The sequence below is a fragment of the Halopseudomonas sp. L-58 genome, from assembly GCF_056859475.1.
On sequence record NZ_JBSXON010000059.1, the window covers coordinates 69,783 to 85,471 of the forward strand.

General features: G+C 59.3%; 14 protein-coding genes, 2 tRNA genes and 1 pseudogene. 2 read left to right on the forward strand and 15 right to left on the reverse strand.

The features are described 5' to 3' along the window. Positions 1-42: 42 nt before the first annotated feature. The 10 genes from nusA to rlmE form a co-directional block, all read right to left on the reverse strand. Complete coding sequence (nusA, locus tag AC13EY_RS09415) at positions 43-1,524, reverse strand: transcription termination factor NusA (RefSeq protein WP_335600606.1); 1,482 nt, start codon at positions 1,522-1,524, stop codon at positions 43-45. A gap of 51 nt (positions 1,525-1,575) precedes the next feature. Further along, positions 1,576-2,031, reverse strand: a complete 456-nt coding sequence (rimP, locus tag AC13EY_RS09420; RefSeq protein ID WP_088276385.1) for a ribosome maturation factor RimP — start codon at positions 2,029-2,031, stop codon at positions 1,576-1,578. 167 nt (positions 2,032-2,198) lie between these two features. Beyond that, positions 2,199-2,275: transfer RNA gene (locus AC13EY_RS09425), tRNA-Met, on the reverse strand. 107 nt (positions 2,276-2,382) lie between these two features. Beyond that, a tRNA-Leu gene (locus tag AC13EY_RS09430) sits at positions 2,383-2,467 on the reverse strand. 26 nt (positions 2,468-2,493) lie between these two features. Next, positions 2,494-2,889: a preprotein translocase subunit SecG gene (secG, locus tag AC13EY_RS09435; protein ID WP_228246851.1), complete on the reverse strand. Its 396-nt coding sequence runs from the start codon at positions 2,887-2,889 to the stop codon at positions 2,494-2,496. Continuing rightward, on the reverse strand, positions 2,889-3,647 hold the full coding sequence (gene tpiA, locus AC13EY_RS09440; RefSeq protein ID WP_233048377.1) for a triose-phosphate isomerase: 759 nt from the start codon (positions 3,645-3,647) through the stop codon (positions 2,889-2,891). The genes secG and tpiA overlap by 1 nt, the downstream gene beginning before the upstream one ends. Positions 3,648-3,714: 67 nt before the next feature. After that, a complete protein-coding gene (glmM, locus tag AC13EY_RS09445; protein ID WP_335600607.1) occupies positions 3,715-5,058 on the reverse strand; it encodes a phosphoglucosamine mutase in 1,344 nt (447 codons plus the stop codon). A gap of 25 nt (positions 5,059-5,083) precedes the next feature. Beyond that, a complete protein-coding gene (gene folP, locus AC13EY_RS09450) occupies positions 5,084-5,941 on the reverse strand; it encodes a dihydropteroate synthase (protein WP_228246848.1) in 858 nt (285 codons plus the stop codon). Between the two features lie 7 nt (positions 5,942-5,948). Next, a complete protein-coding gene (gene ftsH / locus AC13EY_RS09455; protein WP_373315000.1) occupies positions 5,949-7,886 on the reverse strand; it encodes an ATP-dependent zinc metalloprotease FtsH in 1,938 nt (645 codons plus the stop codon). 186 nt (positions 7,887-8,072) lie between these two features. Continuing rightward, a complete protein-coding gene (rlmE, locus tag AC13EY_RS09460; protein WP_233048378.1) occupies positions 8,073-8,702 on the reverse strand; it encodes a 23S rRNA (uridine(2552)-2'-O)-methyltransferase RlmE in 630 nt (209 codons plus the stop codon). Between the two features lie 78 nt (positions 8,703-8,780). Between rlmE and yhbY the strand changes: the two genes are divergently transcribed. Then, positions 8,781-9,095 carry a ribosome assembly RNA-binding protein YhbY gene (gene yhbY / locus AC13EY_RS09465; protein ID WP_228246846.1) on the forward strand — a complete coding sequence of 105 codons (315 nt, stop codon included), beginning with the start codon at positions 8,781-8,783 and terminating at the stop codon, positions 9,093-9,095. Between the two features lie 32 nt (positions 9,096-9,127). On the opposite strand, the gene AC13EY_RS09470 is transcribed toward yhbY, so the two are convergent. Genes AC13EY_RS09470 through carA form a run of 4 tightly spaced genes read right to left on the reverse strand, consistent with a single transcriptional unit; the run spans position 9,128 to position 14,413 of the window. Further along, positions 9,128-9,511 (reverse strand): hypothetical protein, encoded by a 384-nt coding sequence (locus AC13EY_RS09470; RefSeq protein WP_228246845.1) that lies wholly within the window; start codon positions 9,509-9,511, stop codon positions 9,128-9,130. 41 nt (positions 9,512-9,552) lie between these two features. Further along, the gene (gene greA, locus AC13EY_RS09475; RefSeq protein WP_088276375.1) at positions 9,553-10,026 is read right to left on the reverse strand and encodes a transcription elongation factor GreA; all 474 of its coding nucleotides are present in this window, start codon (positions 10,024-10,026) and stop codon (positions 9,553-9,555) included. A gap of 3 nt (positions 10,027-10,029) precedes the next feature. Continuing rightward, positions 10,030-13,245 (reverse strand): carbamoyl-phosphate synthase large subunit, encoded by a 3,216-nt coding sequence (carB, locus tag AC13EY_RS09480; protein ID WP_233048379.1) that lies wholly within the window; start codon positions 13,243-13,245, stop codon positions 10,030-10,032. A 31-nt stretch (positions 13,246-13,276) separates the two neighbouring features. After that, positions 13,277-14,413 (reverse strand): glutamine-hydrolyzing carbamoyl-phosphate synthase small subunit, encoded by a 1,137-nt coding sequence (carA, locus tag AC13EY_RS09485; protein ID WP_233048380.1) that lies wholly within the window; start codon positions 14,411-14,413, stop codon positions 13,277-13,279. 362 nt (positions 14,414-14,775) lie between these two features. Here carA and AC13EY_RS09490 point away from each other — a divergent pair, with 362 nt between their 5' ends. Then, entirely contained in the window at positions 14,776-15,552 is a 777-nt protein-coding gene (locus AC13EY_RS09490) for a hypothetical protein (RefSeq protein ID WP_233048381.1), read from the forward strand. Between the two features lie 6 nt (positions 15,553-15,558). Here the strand turns inward: AC13EY_RS09490 and AC13EY_RS09495 are convergent. Further along, positions 15,559-15,689 (reverse strand): annotated as a pseudogene (locus AC13EY_RS09495) (IS5-like element ISCARN85 family transposase); the annotation flags it as partial.

The following is a 15,689-nucleotide window of genomic DNA, read 5'->3' on the forward strand; positions in this document are numbered from 1 at the left end:
GTCCGTGCGTCTCCGCAGGGGGATCTCGTCGATTCCGACCGGTTATTCAAACCAGGGGGCGCGGGCTGCCATGATCAAAGCCGCAGCACGCTCTTCATCGATACCGTCGATGTCGAGCAGGTCGTCCACGGACTGCTCGGCCAGATCTTCCATTGTCAGGATGCCGTTGGCCGCCAGCTTGAAAGCCAGCGCCCGTTCCATACCATCCATATTCAGCAGGTCGTCAGCCGGCTGTGCTTCTTCGAGCTTCTCCTCGTTGGCAATCGCCTTGGTCAGCAGACGGTCCTTGGCGCGGGCGCGCAGCTCGTTGACGATGTCTTCATCAAAGCCATCGATCTCGAGCAGTTCCTCCATCGGCACGTAGGCAACTTCTTCCAGCGTGGTGAAACCTTCTTCAACCAACATCTGAGCCACTTCCTCATCGACATCCAGCTCGTCGACGAAGTTGCGCAGCACGTCGCCGGTCTCGGCTTCCTGCTTGGCACGGATATCGTCTTCAGTCATGACGTTCAGGGTCCAGCCGGTCAGCTGACTGGCCAGACGAACGTTCTGGCCATTACGGCCAATGGCTTGCGCCAGGTTGTCTTCGGCAACCGCCAGATCAATGGTCTGGGTATCCTCGTCCAGAATGATGGACGCGACTTCCGCCGGGGCCATGGCATTGATGACAAACTGAGCCAGGTTATCGTCCCAGAGAACGATATCGACGCGCTCGCCGCCCAGTTCGCCGGATACGGCCTGAACGCGCGAACCGCGCATACCGATACAGGCCCCTTGCGGATCGATGCGTTTGTCCTTGGAACGCACAGCGATCTTGGCCCGCGACCCCGGGTCACGGGCAGCGCCCATCACCTCAATCAGCTCCTCGGCGATTTCCGGCACTTCAATGCGGAACAGCTCGATGATCATCTCCGGGCAGGCACGCGACAGCACCAGCTGCGGGCCGCGATTCTCGGTACGGATATCCTTGAGCAGGGCACGGATACGGGTGCCGGTGCGGAACGTCTCGCGCGGGATCATTTCTTCGCGCGGCAGAACGGCTTCGGCATTGTTGCCCAGGTCGACGATGACGCTGTCACGTGTCACCTTCTTTACAGTACCGCTGATGATTTCGCCCAGTCGATCACGATAGGCGTCAACCACCTGAGCGCGCTCGGCTTCGCGAACCTTCTGCACGATAACCTGCTTGGCAATCTGCGCAGCGATACGACCGAACTCGACCGACTCGATCTTTTCTTCGTACTGGTCACCAATGTTGAGCGCAGAATCGCGCTCCTGAGCCTGATCCAGGGCCAGCTGGATGGCCGGATCGTCAAAATCCTCATCCGCCACCACCGCCCAACGACGGAATGTTTCATAGTCACCGGTGTGCCGATTGATCGACACGCGCACATCCACTTCATCTTCGTAACGCTTTTTGGTCGCCGTTGCCAATGCCAGCTCAAGCGCTTCAAAGATTACACCGGGTGGTACACCCTTTTCGTTGGAAACGGATTCCACAACCAGCAACACTTCTTTGCTCATCGTATGCCTCGCCTAACGCCGTCCATTGGGCTCGTTCAGCCCGAAATTTGTTCAAAAACGCGGAATGATATTGCCCTTATCGATCGAATCGATGGGCAGCAGGTACTCGTGCTCGCCTACCTGCAGAATGACCTCGTCACCCTCCACTCCGCGAATCACACCCTGAAAATTACGGCGCCCCTCATAAGGGGTACGCAGCCTGATCTTTGCCTGCTCGCCAGTGCAGTCCAGATACTGCTGCAGCGTGAACAGGGGACGGTCCATGCCCGGAGAGGAAACCTCCAGGGTATAGTCGCCGGAAATCGGATCCTCGACATCCAGCACAGCGCTGGCCTGACGACTGACGGCGGCACAGGCTTCGACACTGACGCCATCCGGATGATCAATATATACGCGCAGCAGGGTGTGTTTCCCCTGGGACAGGTACTCGATACCCCAGCAGGTGTATCCCAATGCCTCGACGACCGGGACCAGCAGGGTCTCCAACTCAGTCACTTTGCCGGACACGCTCACCGCCTATATTTGTCGCATGAATAAAAAATGGGCCTTAAGCCCATCGTGAGTCTGGCCGCTTCGCACAGACGAAGCCCAGAGACCGTTAGCTCCGCAGCCAAAAGGAAATGAACCGCGGCAAAAACCTAACAAAAAGCCCCTTAAAAGGGGCCCTTTGATACTGGTTGCGGGGGCAGGATTTGAACCTACGACCTTCGGGTTATGAGCCCGACGAGCTACCAGACTGCTCCACCCCGCGTCGAATCTAGGGCGTGAATTATACGTCTACCGGCGCAACATGACAACCGGCACACCTGTTCACCCCTGAAAAAGAAACAGGGGCCTGATGTATCAGACCCCTGTAGATGGTGCGGAAGATGGGACTCGAACCCATACACCCTAAGGCACTACCCCCTCAAGATAGCGTGTCTACCAATTCCACCACTTCCGCAAAACCTGTACTACCAGCGCCGAGGCTTACTCAGCCGCCGGCGGAATCTCTTCCCCAATCGACTCCGGCACATCCGTTGGAGCGACGTCCTGCTCCAGCACCGGCACATCCTCGTCAATCAGCGCCGGAGCCTGCTGCTCAACCTGCAGGGCCGGAGCCGGCAGACCAGCCTCAATGGCCGCGTCCGCCTTGTGGCTGGCATAGTAAGCCAGCCCCAGAGAAGTCACAAAGAACACCGCAGCCAGAATCGCAGTCACGCGACTCAGAAAGGTGCCCGAACCCTGACTGCCGAATACGGTCGCCGAGGCGCCGGAACCAAAGGAGGCTCCCGCTTCCGCACCCTTGCCCTGCTGCATCAGAACCAGGCCGACTACGGCAATGGCAACCAGCAGGTGCAGCACTACAATCACGGTCTCAATCATTACACTCGTCCAGCGGCGCGAGCGATCGCACCGAATTCTTCCGCGTTCAGAGAAGCTCCACCAATGAGTCCCCCGTCGATATCCGGCATGGAGAACAACGCCTCTGCATTGTCCGCCTTCACACTACCGCCATAAACAATCCGCACATCTTGTGCCTGCGCGTCATCCAGCATCGCCAGCCTGGCTCGAATCATGGCGTGCACATCCTGAGCCTGCTCAGGGCTCGCAGTCAAGCCAGTTCCGATAGCCCACACAGGCTCATACGCAACTACACCCTCTGCCAGACCACCAACACCAAAGGCATCGAGGATAACCTGCAACTGCCGCGCAACCACATCAGCTGTCTGACCGGTATCCCGCTCAGCCTGGCTCTCGCCAACACATAATACGGGCCGCAATCCACACGCAAGCGCAGCAGCAAACTTTTTACAGACCACTGCATCGGACTCGCCGAACAGGGTCCTGCGCTCGGAATGACCAACGAGGACATAACCACATCCTGCATCCCGAAGTTGCGCCGGCGATATCTCACCAGTCAGCGCGCCTGGCTCAGCCTGCGTGGCACAGGTCTGGCCTCCCACCGACAGCGGCGAGCCCTGCAGACGATCTACACACCGATCGATATACAGCGCAGGGGGAGCAATCATCAGCTCGACCCCTTCAGGCCACTCCTGCTCGACCAGGCCATTCAGCAAGGCATCTACAGACTGCCGAGAACCGTGCATTTTCCAGTTGCCGGCAACTAGCGGACGTCGCATGCCAAACCTCTCTACCCAAGCGGGCGCCAATCTTAACCAAGTTGTATCGGTGACACAACTGCCTTTTTCATCCGTTTAATATCCGCGTAACAACATCGGCCAGCGCCGCAGCTTCGTGCTCAACCTGCGCGGCGTCCTGACCTTCGACCATAACCCGCACCAGCGGCTCGGTACCGGACAGACGCAACAGCACTCGACCGGCGTCGCCGAGACGGGCCTCGGCCTGCGACACCGCATCCTTGACCGCCTGCTGCTCCAGCGGCGACCCGGCACCCGGCGCATAGCGCACATTGATCAGCTTCTGCGGACACTTCTGCATGCCTGCGCAGGCTTGCTCCAGGGAGAGCCCCGACCGCTGCAGCGCCTTCAACACCTGAAGCGCAGCAATAATGCCGTCGCCGGTCGAGGTGTGATGCAGGCAGACGATGTGGCCAGAAGATTCGCCGCCAAGTATCCACTCGCGCTGACGCAGCTCGGCCATAACATACCGATCCCCGACATTGGCCCGCACAAATTCGACACCACGCGCCTTCATCGCCAGCTCAAGCCCGAGATTGGTCATCAGGGTGCCAACCACACCGCCCCGCAGCAAGCCGCGCTCGTGCAGGTCGAGCGCGATGATATACAGCAGCTGATCACCGTCCACCTCATTGCCAGACTGATCAACCATCAACACCCGATCACCATCGCCGTCAAAGGCGATACCCAAATCCGCCCCCTCGGCGACCACGGCGGACCTCAGCGCGGTCAGGTGGGTTGACCCGACATCGGCATTGATATTCAGGCCGTCAGGGCTCGCGCCGATCACCCTGACGTCGGCACCCAACTCGCGAAACACGCTCGGCGCCACCTTGTAAGTTGCACCGTGAGCGCAGTCGAGCACCACTTTCAGCCCCTTGAAACTGGTGCTGGTAGGCACACTGCTCTTGCAGAACTCGATATAGCGGCCGGAGGCATCTTCCACGCGGGACACCTTGCCGAGCAGGGCAGAGTCAACCACGGTCATGGGCTCATCTACCAGCCGCTCTATCTCGAGCTCCAGACTGTCCGGCAACTTGCTGCCAACCGACGAGAAAAACTTGATGCCATTATCGTAAAACGGATTGTGAGAGGCACTGATCACAATACCGACGTCAGCCATGAAGGTACGCGTCAGGTAGGCAATCGCGGGTGTAGGCATTGGCCCCAGCAGCTGAACATGGGCACCGGCCGCAGACAGCCCCGCCTCCAGCGCCGACTCGAACATATAACCCGAGATACGCGTATCCTTGCCGATAATCACGCGACAGGCACCGTGATGCCGAAAGGCCGTGCCAACAGCCCAGCCCAGCTTCAACATGAATTCGGGGGTAATCGGCGCACTGCCTACCCGGCCGCGAATGCCATCGGTGCCAAAATAACGTTTTTCCATTAACTGACTCTGCCGCTTGAAATTGTTAGGACTGACGGGCGCTTTTAACCGCCTCAACCATGCGCACCACATCGACCGTTTCAGCGACATCGTGCACGCGCAAAATCGCCGCACCGGCATCCACCGCCAGGGCCGCCAGGGCAAGACCACCATACAGACGCTGATCAACCGGCCGATCCAGCGCCTGGCCAATCATGCTTTTTCTGGACACGCCCACCAGCAGCGGTAGCCCGGCCGGACGCAGATCGCGCAAACGCGCAAATAATCCCAGATTGTGCTCCAGGGTCTTGCCAAAACCAAACCCGGGATCAAGGATCAATCTCTGACGGATAATGCCGGCTGCCTCGCAGGCCTCGACCCGAGCCTGCAGATACGCATTCACCTCATCCAGCACACTGGCGTAGCGCGGCGCGAGCTGCATGGTATCCGGCTCGCCTTGGCGGTGCATGAGGCAAATTGGCAACCCGGTATCGCGCGCGGCCTCGAGCGCACCGGGACGCTCGAGCGCACGGACGTCATTGATCAGCCCCGCACCGGCTGCGGCCGACGCCACCATCACCTCGGGCGTACTGGTATCAACCGAAATCACCACGTCAAAGCGAGCAGCGATAGCCTCAACTACCGGCACCACGCGCTGCAGCTCCTCCTCAACGGAGACTACAGCAGCGCCGGGGCGAGTGGACTCCCCCCCAACATCGATCAGGGACGCTCCTGCGCCAATCATCTGCTCGACATGCAGCAACGCAGCATCCAGACGATTGTAACGGCCACCGTCGGAAAAGGAGTCAGGCGTAACATTGAGAATGCCCATGACATGGGCACGAGAAAGATCAAGCTCCCGAATGCCGCAAGGCAAACGGGAGCTATTGCTGTCAGAACGCATCAGGCCCTCAATGCTCCCCGGCAGGTCCGCCGATCGGACCGGAGCCCTTGGGAGTATCAACGACATCCGACTTGGCATCGTCGGGCGTTACTACAGCGCCGGGCCCGGATTTGTCATCGCCTTGCCAGTCCTTCGGCTCACGGGGCACGCGCCCTGCCATGATGTCGTCAATCTGCTGTGTATCGATGGTTTCGTACTTCATCAAGGCTTCAGCCATCATGTCCAGCTTGTCACGGTTTTCTTCCAGCAGACGGCGGGCAGTGGCGTAGCTCTCGTCGATGATGCGACGCACCTCTTCGTCGATCTGCTTGGCGGTTTCACCGGAGACACCAGCCAGACCGCCAGCGCTGGAGCGCCCAAGGAAGCCCTGATCCTCGTCCTCGGCATAGAGCAGAGGACCCAGCTTTTCAGACAAGCCCCACTTGGTCACCATGTTCTTGGCCAACTGGGTTGCCCGCATGATGTCGTTTGATGCACCGGTGGTCACACCATCAAAGCCCAGCGTCATCTCCTCGGCGATACGGCCACCGAACAGCGAGCAAATCTGACTGGTCAACGCCCGCTTGGACAGACTGTAACGATCCTCTTCCGGCAGGAACATGGTCACACCCAGCGCACGACCGCGCGGAATGATGGTGACCTTGTAGACCGGGTCATGCTCGGGCACCAGACGCCCGACAATGGCATGACCGGACTCGTGGTAGGCCGTGTTCAGCTTTTCCTTGTCGGACATGACCATCGACTTGCGCTCGGCGCCCATCATGATCTTGTCTTTGGCCATCTCGAACTCGCTCATCTCCACCAGACGCTTGTTGGAGCGCGCAGCGAACAGCGAAGCCTCGTTGACCAGGTTGGCCAGATCAGCACCGGAGAAGCCCGGCGTACCGCGCGCGATCAGCGACGGATTCACATCCTCGCCCAGCGGCACCTTGCGCATGTGCACCTTGAGAATCTGCTCGCGGCCGCGGATATCCGGCAGACCCACCACCACCTGACGATCGAAACGGCCGGGGCGCAACAACGCAGGGTCAAGCACATCAGGGCGGTTGGTCGCGGCAATCACGATAATGCCGTCGTTCGGCTCAAAGCCATCCATCTCGACCAGCAACTGGTTCAGAGTCTGCTCGCGCTCGTCATGACCGCCGCCCATTCCGGAACCACGGTGACGGCCGACCGCATCGATCTCATCGATAAAGATGATGCAGGGCGCGTGCTTCTTGGCCTGCTCGAACATGTCGCGCACCCGGGACGCACCCACACCGACGAACATCTCGACGAAGTCGGAACCGGAAATGGTAAAGAAAGGCACCTTGGCTTCACCGGCAACCGCCTTCGCCAGCAGGGTCTTACCGGTACCAGGCTGACCAACCATCAGCACACCGCGCGGAATATGACCACCCAGGCGCTGAAACTTGCCCGGGTCACGCAGGAACTCAACCAGTTCCTGCACGTCTTCCTTCGCCTCGTCGCAGCCCGCGACGTCAGCGAACGTCGTCTTCACCTGATCTTCGGACAGCATGCGCGCCTTGCTTTTGCCAAAGCTCATCGGGCCACCGCGACCACCGGCACCGCCCTGCATCTGCCGCATGAAGAACATGAAAATGGCGATAATGATGAGAATGGGGAAGCTGGCGATCAGCAGCTGCGTCCAGATGCTTTGCTGCTCCGGCTGCTTGCCCTCGATGATGACATCGTTATCCAGCAGATCACCGATCAGGCCGTTGTCCTGAATGGCCGGACGCACGGTCTTGAAGGTATCCCCGCTGCGCTCACGACCGGTGATGATGTATCCATCCACAGTCACTCGCTCGATCTGGCGATTCTCCACCAGTTCCAGAAACTGTGAATAATTCAGCGTATCCGGTTCGCTGGTCTTGCTGAAGTTGTTCATCACCGTGACCAGTACCGCGGCAATGATCAACCACAGGATGAGGTTCTTCGCCATATCGTTCAATTTGCTACCCTCTTGCCCCGCTGCACGACCGCGGGCGCCTTGCTGAGTCTTTTAACCACCTGCCAACATTACACCAGTTTAGGTCACCTCGGCATTGGCTTCAGTGTAACCCGCTATGTAACAGCCACCTCACAGACCACCCGGGGCAAGCTCCGGTTCCGATTCGCTGCACACGGATCAGCGTTCACCACCCTTGAAACCACGGGCCAGCAGGTAGGTCTCGCGCGAACGGCCACGCGAGGCATCGGGTTTACGCGTCAGCAGCTTGTCGAATTGACCCCGCATCTCACGGAAATACTCATCGAAACCCTCTCCGTGAAACACCTTGATCAAAAAATCGCCGCCGGGCCGGAGCACGCGCGAGGCCATGTCGAGTGCCAACTCACACAGATACATGGCGCGCGGTTGATCAACTGCTGGCGTCCCACTCATATTGGGGGCCATATCGGAAATAACAAGGTCGACCGGGGCATCACCAATGGCAGCGAGAATCTGCTCAAATACCGCATCCTCGGTAAAATCGCCCTTGATGAAGGTGACGTCGGGAATGCTATCCATGGCCAGAATGTCGGATGCAATGATGCGCCCCTTTTCACCAATCAGACGCGACGCGACCTGCGACCAGCCGCCCGGGGCCGCCCCCAGATCCAGCACGGTCATGCCCGGCTTCAGAATGCGGTCGCGCTCCTGAATCTCCAGCAACTTGTAACTTGCGCGCGAGCGGTAGCCATCTTTCTGGGCCTGTTTTACGAACGGGTCATCGAAATGCTCTTTGAGCCAACGCTTGCTTGTCTTGGACTGTGCCACGGAATACCTCGTGCAGCGGATCACGCCGCCGGTTAAACTAGTGCATCAACACTCATTTGAATCTTCATACGGAACATTATGGCGCTCAGCTCCGCACAGAAAAAAGACCTCAAACGCATCGGCCATCACCTGAAGCCGATCGTCATCATCAGCGAACAGGGTGTCAGCGAAGGCGTCCTGGCCGAACTGGACCGCGCTCTGAACGACCACGAACTGATCAAGATCAGGGTTACCGTCAGTGATCGCGAGGCCAAACAGGCGCTGATTGCCGAGGCTTGCAGCCAGACCGGTGCCGAACTGGTTCAGGTGATCGGCAAGATGGCAATCCTGCTGCGCCGGGCCAAGAAGCCCAACGCCAACCTGTCCAACCTGAAACGTTTTCAGGGCTTCTGAAAAAGCAACGGGGCCCTTCGGCCCCGTTTGCCTTATCTGTCACCCGCCGACTCGTCCGGTCGTGGCTGCACCGCCAGCACCAGACCGGCGAACGCCACCACCAGATAACTCATCAGCATCAACAGCTGATTGCCTGCGCCGCGGAACAGGAAAAATGCCCCCACCGCCGCCAGCGCCAGAACGAGAACCTGGGCCCGCACATCACGCCAAATGGCTCCGCGCACACGCACTACCAGCACAAAAAGTTGCAGCAGCATTGCCACCGCACTGATGCCCAGTACCGCCGGGCGCAGGGTCAGGGCGGCATCGTCAACAAGCAACGGCGCCAGGCCGGACTGTTCCAGCGCCGGCAAAAAGACAAAGTGCAGACTCCATACCGAACCGACCCAGAGGGTCAGCAGCAGCTGCCAGACCACGCGGCCACCCTCCCGGCGGCCACTACCAACAGCCGCCGGCGTCACAGGTGCTGGACCTCGACAATCTCGTATTCGACCACACCGCTCGGTGTTTTCACCGCGACAATCTCACCCTCTTCCTTGCCGATCAGGGCGCGGGCGATGGGTGAGTTGACCGACAGCTTGCGCTGCTTGATGTCAGCCTCGTCATCACCAACGATCTGGTAAACCACCTCTTCGTCAGTTTCGACATTGGCAATGGTCACCGTGGTGCCAAAGATTACCTTTCCGGTATGCGGGATAGTGGTCACGTCGATCACCTGCGCATTGGACAGGCGACCTTCGATGTCACGGATACGCGCCTCGACCATACCTTGCTGCTCGCGCGCGGCATGGTATTCGGCATTTTCCTTGAGATCGCCGAGCTCGCGAGCTTCCGCAATCGCCTGAGTGATCTGCGGCCGCAGCTCACTCTTGAGGTGCTTGAGTTCGACTTCGAGAGCTTCTGCGCCCTGCTTGGTCATCGGGTACTTCATAACTCAGATACCTTTGTGCAAATCCTGGAGACGACGCACTGCGCGCTCCGGGCCAAATTTCAGTGCAGTGCAGACCGCCTCGCCACCTGCCAGGGTGGTAGTCGAGTAGACCTTGTGCTGCAGTGCGTTGCGACGAATCGAATAGGAATCGGCAATCGACTGGCGACCTTCGGTGGTGTTGATCACCAGATCAATCTCGTCGTTCTTGATCATGTCGACAATATGCGGACGCCCTTCGGTCACCTTGTTCACGCGACGTACCGGCAGGTTGGCCGCTTCCAGCACCTTGGCAGTGCCGGCGGTCGCAACCACTTCAAAACCCAGGTCGATCAGATCGCGGGCAACATCGACCACCAGCGGCTTGTCGTCTTCACGCACACTGATGAACACGGTGCCGCTGGTCGGCAGCACTTCACCAGAACCCAGCTGGGACTTGGCAAACGCCTCACCGAAGCTGTCACCCACACCCATTACCTCACCGGTGGACTTCATTTCAGGGCCGAGGATCGGGTCTACGCCGGGGAACTTGGCGAACGGGAACACCGCTTCCTTAACGCTGAAGTACGGCGGCACCACCTCTTCAGTGAAGCCCAGTTCCTGCAGCGTCTTGCCTGCCATGACACGGGCAGCAATCTTGGCCAGCGACTGACCGATGCACTTGGATACGAACGGCACGGTACGGGAGGCGCGCGGGTTGACCTCGATCACGTAGATGTCCTCGCCCTGCACCGCCATCTGCACGTTCATCAGGCCGACCACGCCCAGCTCCAGTGCCATCTTGCGCACCTGCTCGCGAATATCGTCCTGGATGTTCGCCGGCAGCGAATACGGCGGCAGCGAGCACGCCGAGTCGCCAGAGTGCACGCCAGCCTGTTCGATGTGCTGCATGATCGCCCCGATCACCACATCCTTGCCGTCAGAGACCGCGTCAATATCCACTTCGATGGCGCAGTTCAGGAAGTGATCCAGCAGCACCGGGCTGTCGTTAGACACCTTGACCGCCTCGCGCATGTAGCGCTTGAGTTCTTCTTCCTGATAGACGATTTCCATCGCCCGCCCGCCCAGTACGTAGGACGGACGCACCACCAGCGGATAACCGATGCGCTTGGACAGTGCGAGAGCCTCGTCTTCGCTGCGCGCAGTCGCATTCGGCGGCTGACGCAGTGCCAGGCGCTCAACCATCTGCTGGAAGCGCTCACGGTCTTCGGCGCGGTCAATCGCCTCAGGGCTGGTACCGATAATCGGCACGCCGGCCTCTTCCAGCGCGCGCGCCAGTTTGAGCGGCGTCTGACCACCGTACTGCACGATCACACCCTTGGGCTGTTCGACGCGAACGATTTCCAGCACGTCTTCCAGGGTCACCGGCTCGAAATACAGACGATCCGAGGTGTCATAGTCGGTGGAAACGGTTTCCGGGTTGCAGTTGACCATGATGGTTTCGTAACCATCTTCACGCATCGCCAGTGCAGCGTGAACACAGCAGTAGTCAAACTCGATGCCCTGACCAATACGGTTCGGCCCACCACCCAGCACCATGATCTTGTCACGGCTGGACGGATTGGACTCGCACTCTTGCTCATAAGTCGAATACATGTAGGCGGTATCGGTGGCGAACTCGGCCGCACAGGTGTCAACGCGCTTGTAAACCGGCAGCACGTTCAGCTTGTGACGATGACGACGCAGGCTCTTCTCGCTCACGGCCAGCAACTGCGACAGACGCAGGTCAGAGAAGCCCTTGCGCTTGAGGCGGAACATCAGGTTGTAGTCGATGTCGGCCAGCCCCAGCGTCTTGACCCGCTCTTCTTCCTTGACCAGGTCCTCAATCTGCACGAGGAACCAGGTATCAATCTTGGTCAGATCAAACACCTGTTGCAGGGTCATGCCAGCGCGGAACGCGTCAGCCACGTACCAGATGCGATCCGCACCCGGGACGGTCAGCTCGCGGGTCAGCTCGGTCATTACGTCGTCGGCAGCCGGATCGACCTTGGGGTCGAAACCGCAGACGCCCACTTCCAGGCCGCGCAGTGCTTTCTGCACGGACTCCTGGAAGGTGCGACCAATAGCCATCACTTCACCCACCGACTTCATCTGGGTAGTCAGGCGCGCATCGGCGTTGGGGAATTTCTCGAACGCGAAACGCGGAATCTTGGTAACCACGTAGTCGATGGACGGCTCAAAGGAGGCCGGCGTGCGACCGCCAGTGATGTCGTTCTGCAGCTCGTCCAGGGTGTAGCCGACAGCCAGCTTGGCGGCAATCTTGGCAATCGGGAAACCGGTGGCCTTGGAGGCCAGCGCCGAGGAGCGCGACACCCGCGGATTCATTTCGATGACGACCATGCGGCCGGTGTTCGGGCAGATACCGAACTGCACGTTGGAGCCACCTGTCTCGACACCAATCTCACGCAGTACCGCCAGCGAGGCGTTACGCATGATCTGATATTCCTTGTCGGTCAGCGTCTGGGCCGGCGCGACAGTAATGGAGTCACCGGTGTGAACACCCATCGGGTCGAAGTTTTCGATCGAGCAGACGATGATGCAGTTATCCTTCTTATCGCGGACCACTTCCATCTCGTACTCTTTCCAGCCGATCAGCGACTCGTCGATCAGCAGCTCGTTGGTCGGCGACAGGTCCAGACCACGGTTGCAGATCTCCTCGAACTCTTCACGGTTGTAGGCGATACCACCACCGGTACCACCCATGGTGAACGATGGACGGATGATGCACGGAAAGCCGACCTGCTCCAAAACACCGTAGGCCTCAGCCATGGTATGTGCGATACCGGAGCGCGGGCACTCCAGACCAATGGCCTTCATCGCCTTGTCAAAGCGCGAACGGTCCTCGGCCTTGTCGATGGTGTCGGCGTTGGCACCAATCATCTCCACGCCGTACTGCTCCAGCACGCCGTGCTTCTCCAGATCCAGTGCGCAGTTCAGCGCGGTCTGGCCGCCCATGGTCGGCAGCAGCGCGTCCGGGCGCTCTTTCTCGATGATCTTGGCAACCGTCTGCCACTTGATCGGCTCGATGTAGGTGGCGTCGGCCATGGCCGGGTCGGTCATGATGGTCGCCGGGTTGGAGTTGACCAGAATGACGCGAAAACCTTCTTCCTTCAGGGCCTTGCAGGCCTGAGCACCGGAGTAGTCGAACTCGCAGGCCTGACCGATGACGATAGGGCCGGCGCCGAGGATCAGAATGCTTTTAATGTCTGTACGTTTTGGCATAGTCGTTTACAAATCCTAGGTGTACCGGGGTTCAGGCGCGTTTTTTCATGGCGTCGATGAAACGGTCGAACAGCGGTGCCACATCGTGCGGACCCGGGCTCGCCTCGGGGTGGCCCTGGAAGCTGAAGGCCGCCTTGTCGGTGCGCTCGATACCTTGCAGGGTGCCGTCAAACAGCGACTTGTGGGTCGGCCGCAGGTTGGCCGGCAGGCTGGTCTCGTCAACCGCAAAGCCGTGGTTCTGACTGGTGATCATCACCACACCGGTATCCAGATCCTGAACAGGATGGTTGGCGCCATGGTGACCATGACCCATCTTGACGGTTTTGGCACCGGAGGCCAGTGCCAGCAGTTGGTGACCGAGACAGATACCAAATACCGGGATGTCCGTTTCCAGAATTTCCTTGATCGCAGCAATGGCGTAGTCACATGGCTCCGGGTCGCCCGGGCCGTTGGACAGGAACACGCCATCCGGGTTCAGGGCCAGCACGTCGGCGGCCGGCGTTTGCGCGGGCACCACAGTCAGACGGCAACCGCGCGCAACCAGCATGCGCAGAATGTTGAATTTCACGCCGTAATCGAAGGCAACAACGTGGTAGGGCAACTCGGCATCGGACAGCTCGGGATGACTATCGGTCTCCAGATTCCAGACACTGGAGCGCCACTGATAGCTTTCCTTGACCGACACTTCCTTGGCCAGATCCATGCCCTTGAGGCCAGGGAAGCTGCGCGCCAGTTCAAGCGCCTTTTCCTCGGAGATATCGTCTCCGGCCAGCAGGCAGCCATTCTGCGAGCCCTTCTCGCGCAGAATCCGGGTCAGACGACGGGTGTCGATACCGGCGATGGCAACAATGTTGTTTTCACGCAGATACTCGTCCAGAGACTGCTTGCAGCGCCAGTTGCTGGCCAGCAGCGGCAGGTCACGAATCACCAGACCGGCAGCCTGAACAGCGTCGGACTCGACATCCTCAGGGGTCACGCCGGTGTTGCCGATGTGCGGGTAGGTCAGGGTCACGATTTGACGCGCATAGGAGGGATCGGTAAGGATCTCCTGATAACCGGTCATGGCCGTATTGAACACGACCTCACCAACACTGGAACCGTCGGCGCCGATGGACTCACCGCGGAAAATACTGCCGTCGGCGAGTGCGAGAATGGCTGGCTTGGACAAGAAAACCTCCGAAAGAACTGACACATTTCACCAAACGCGGGCTGCACAAAAGCGGGAATGTGGTGCTGAACACAACATCCCGCTTGCAAAGGCATTGTCAGATACGCGCTGAATAGACAGATTAGCGCAATAGTTTAAACACATGAGGCCAAAATATCCACACCGTAGCGCCCCGCGCTTGCCGCCGACGGTCGCGCACACGTCCGAGCAATCTCTTCAATCTCGCGCAACTCTGTGATACAACACCCGGTGTAGAACAATGGGCAGGAGCCCACGCCAGACGGCGCAGACCGTCAAAACCGGTCGCCTCGCTGGCGCCGGATAACAAAAGAACAAATCCAAAGGACTCGGGGACCCTCACCATGCCAACGCTCTTGAAACGCCTGCTGGTGCTGCCACTGCTGCTTATTGCCTCACTCGCCTACGCCGACCCGCAACGCCTGCAACAGCTGCATGAGTTCCGCAGCGAAGCCTTCAAGGCCGGAACCTACCTGCTGATCGACAACAACCTCTACGAGCGCGTTCGTGAGCCAGGCAACCGCGAAATCTACAACTCCGCACTGCAGCAAATGGACTCACTGCTGCGCCAGATGAACAACCCCGGCAACCTTCGCCCGCTCTACAGCGAGCTGGTGACCCTGATCCGGGAACTGGAAGCGTTGCCCGAGGACCAGGCGCACTACAGCCTGGCCACCGTCAACCGCATCATGATGGCACACGGCAACCTCGAAAATGCCGCCGCAGAGCTTTATGAAGCGGAAGTCGCAGGCAGTCCGGATAATCTGGTTGCCCTGCAACGCCAGAGCATCGAGACCAGCCGCATTCTGCTGCTGTATGAAAACAACATGTTCAGTTCGGTTGGCGTGTACTTCCTGCCCAGCCGCGAGGGCCTGTTTGTCGAGCTGGACAACCGCATCAACGACGGCTCAAATCAGCTCAAGCAACTGATGCCCGAACACAAGGACACCTTTGACCGCCTGGATAAGCAGTACAGCTTCATCCAGCCGCGCCTGATCAACCATCACGCCGACTGGGTACCCACCATCGCCGCATTCTACCTGACCAAGAACACCCAGACACTCGATGAACTGGCTCGTGAACAGGCCAACCTGGCCGAGGCCAGCGTGAGCACCAACTAGGGCCTGTTAACACAACCTCAGTCCGTCAACGATCAGGGCAAAATTAACGAAGCCGATGAACATGACATCGAGCTTTTCAAAGCGGGAGAAAATTCTGCGAAATCCTTTCAAGCGCCGAAACAGACGCTCTACCTCAT

Coding starts and splice junctions, on each gene's coding strand:
- nusA (WP_335600606.1), bottom strand. CDS start 1,524: ATGAGCAAAGAAGTGTTGCTGGTTGTGGAATCCGTTTCCAACGAAAAG.
- secG (WP_228246851.1), bottom strand. CDS start 2,889: ATGATTGAGACCGTGATTGTAGTGCTGCACCTGCTGGTTGCCATTGCC.
- tpiA (WP_233048377.1), bottom strand. CDS start 3,647: ATGCGACGTCCGCTAGTTGCCGGCAACTGGAAAATGCACGGTTCTCGG.
- glmM (WP_335600607.1), bottom strand. CDS start 5,058: ATGGAAAAACGTTATTTTGGCACCGATGGCATTCGCGGCCGGGTAGGC.
- folP (WP_228246848.1), bottom strand. CDS start 5,941: ATGCGTTCTGACAGCAATAGCTCCCGTTTGCCTTGCGGCATTCGGGAG.
- ftsH (WP_373315000.1), bottom strand. CDS start 7,886: ATGGCGAAGAACCTCATCCTGTGGTTGATCATTGCCGCGGTACTGGTC.
- yhbY (WP_228246846.1), top strand. CDS start 8,781: ATGGCGCTCAGCTCCGCACAGAAAAAAGACCTCAAACGCATCGGCCAT.
- greA (WP_088276375.1), bottom strand. CDS start 10,026: ATGAAGTACCCGATGACCAAGCAGGGCGCAGAAGCTCTCGAAGTCGAA.
- carB (WP_233048379.1), bottom strand. CDS start 13,245: ATGCCAAAACGTACAGACATTAAAAGCATTCTGATCCTCGGCGCCGGC.
- AC13EY_RS09490 (WP_233048381.1), top strand. CDS start 14,776: ATGCCAACGCTCTTGAAACGCCTGCTGGTGCTGCCACTGCTGCTTATT.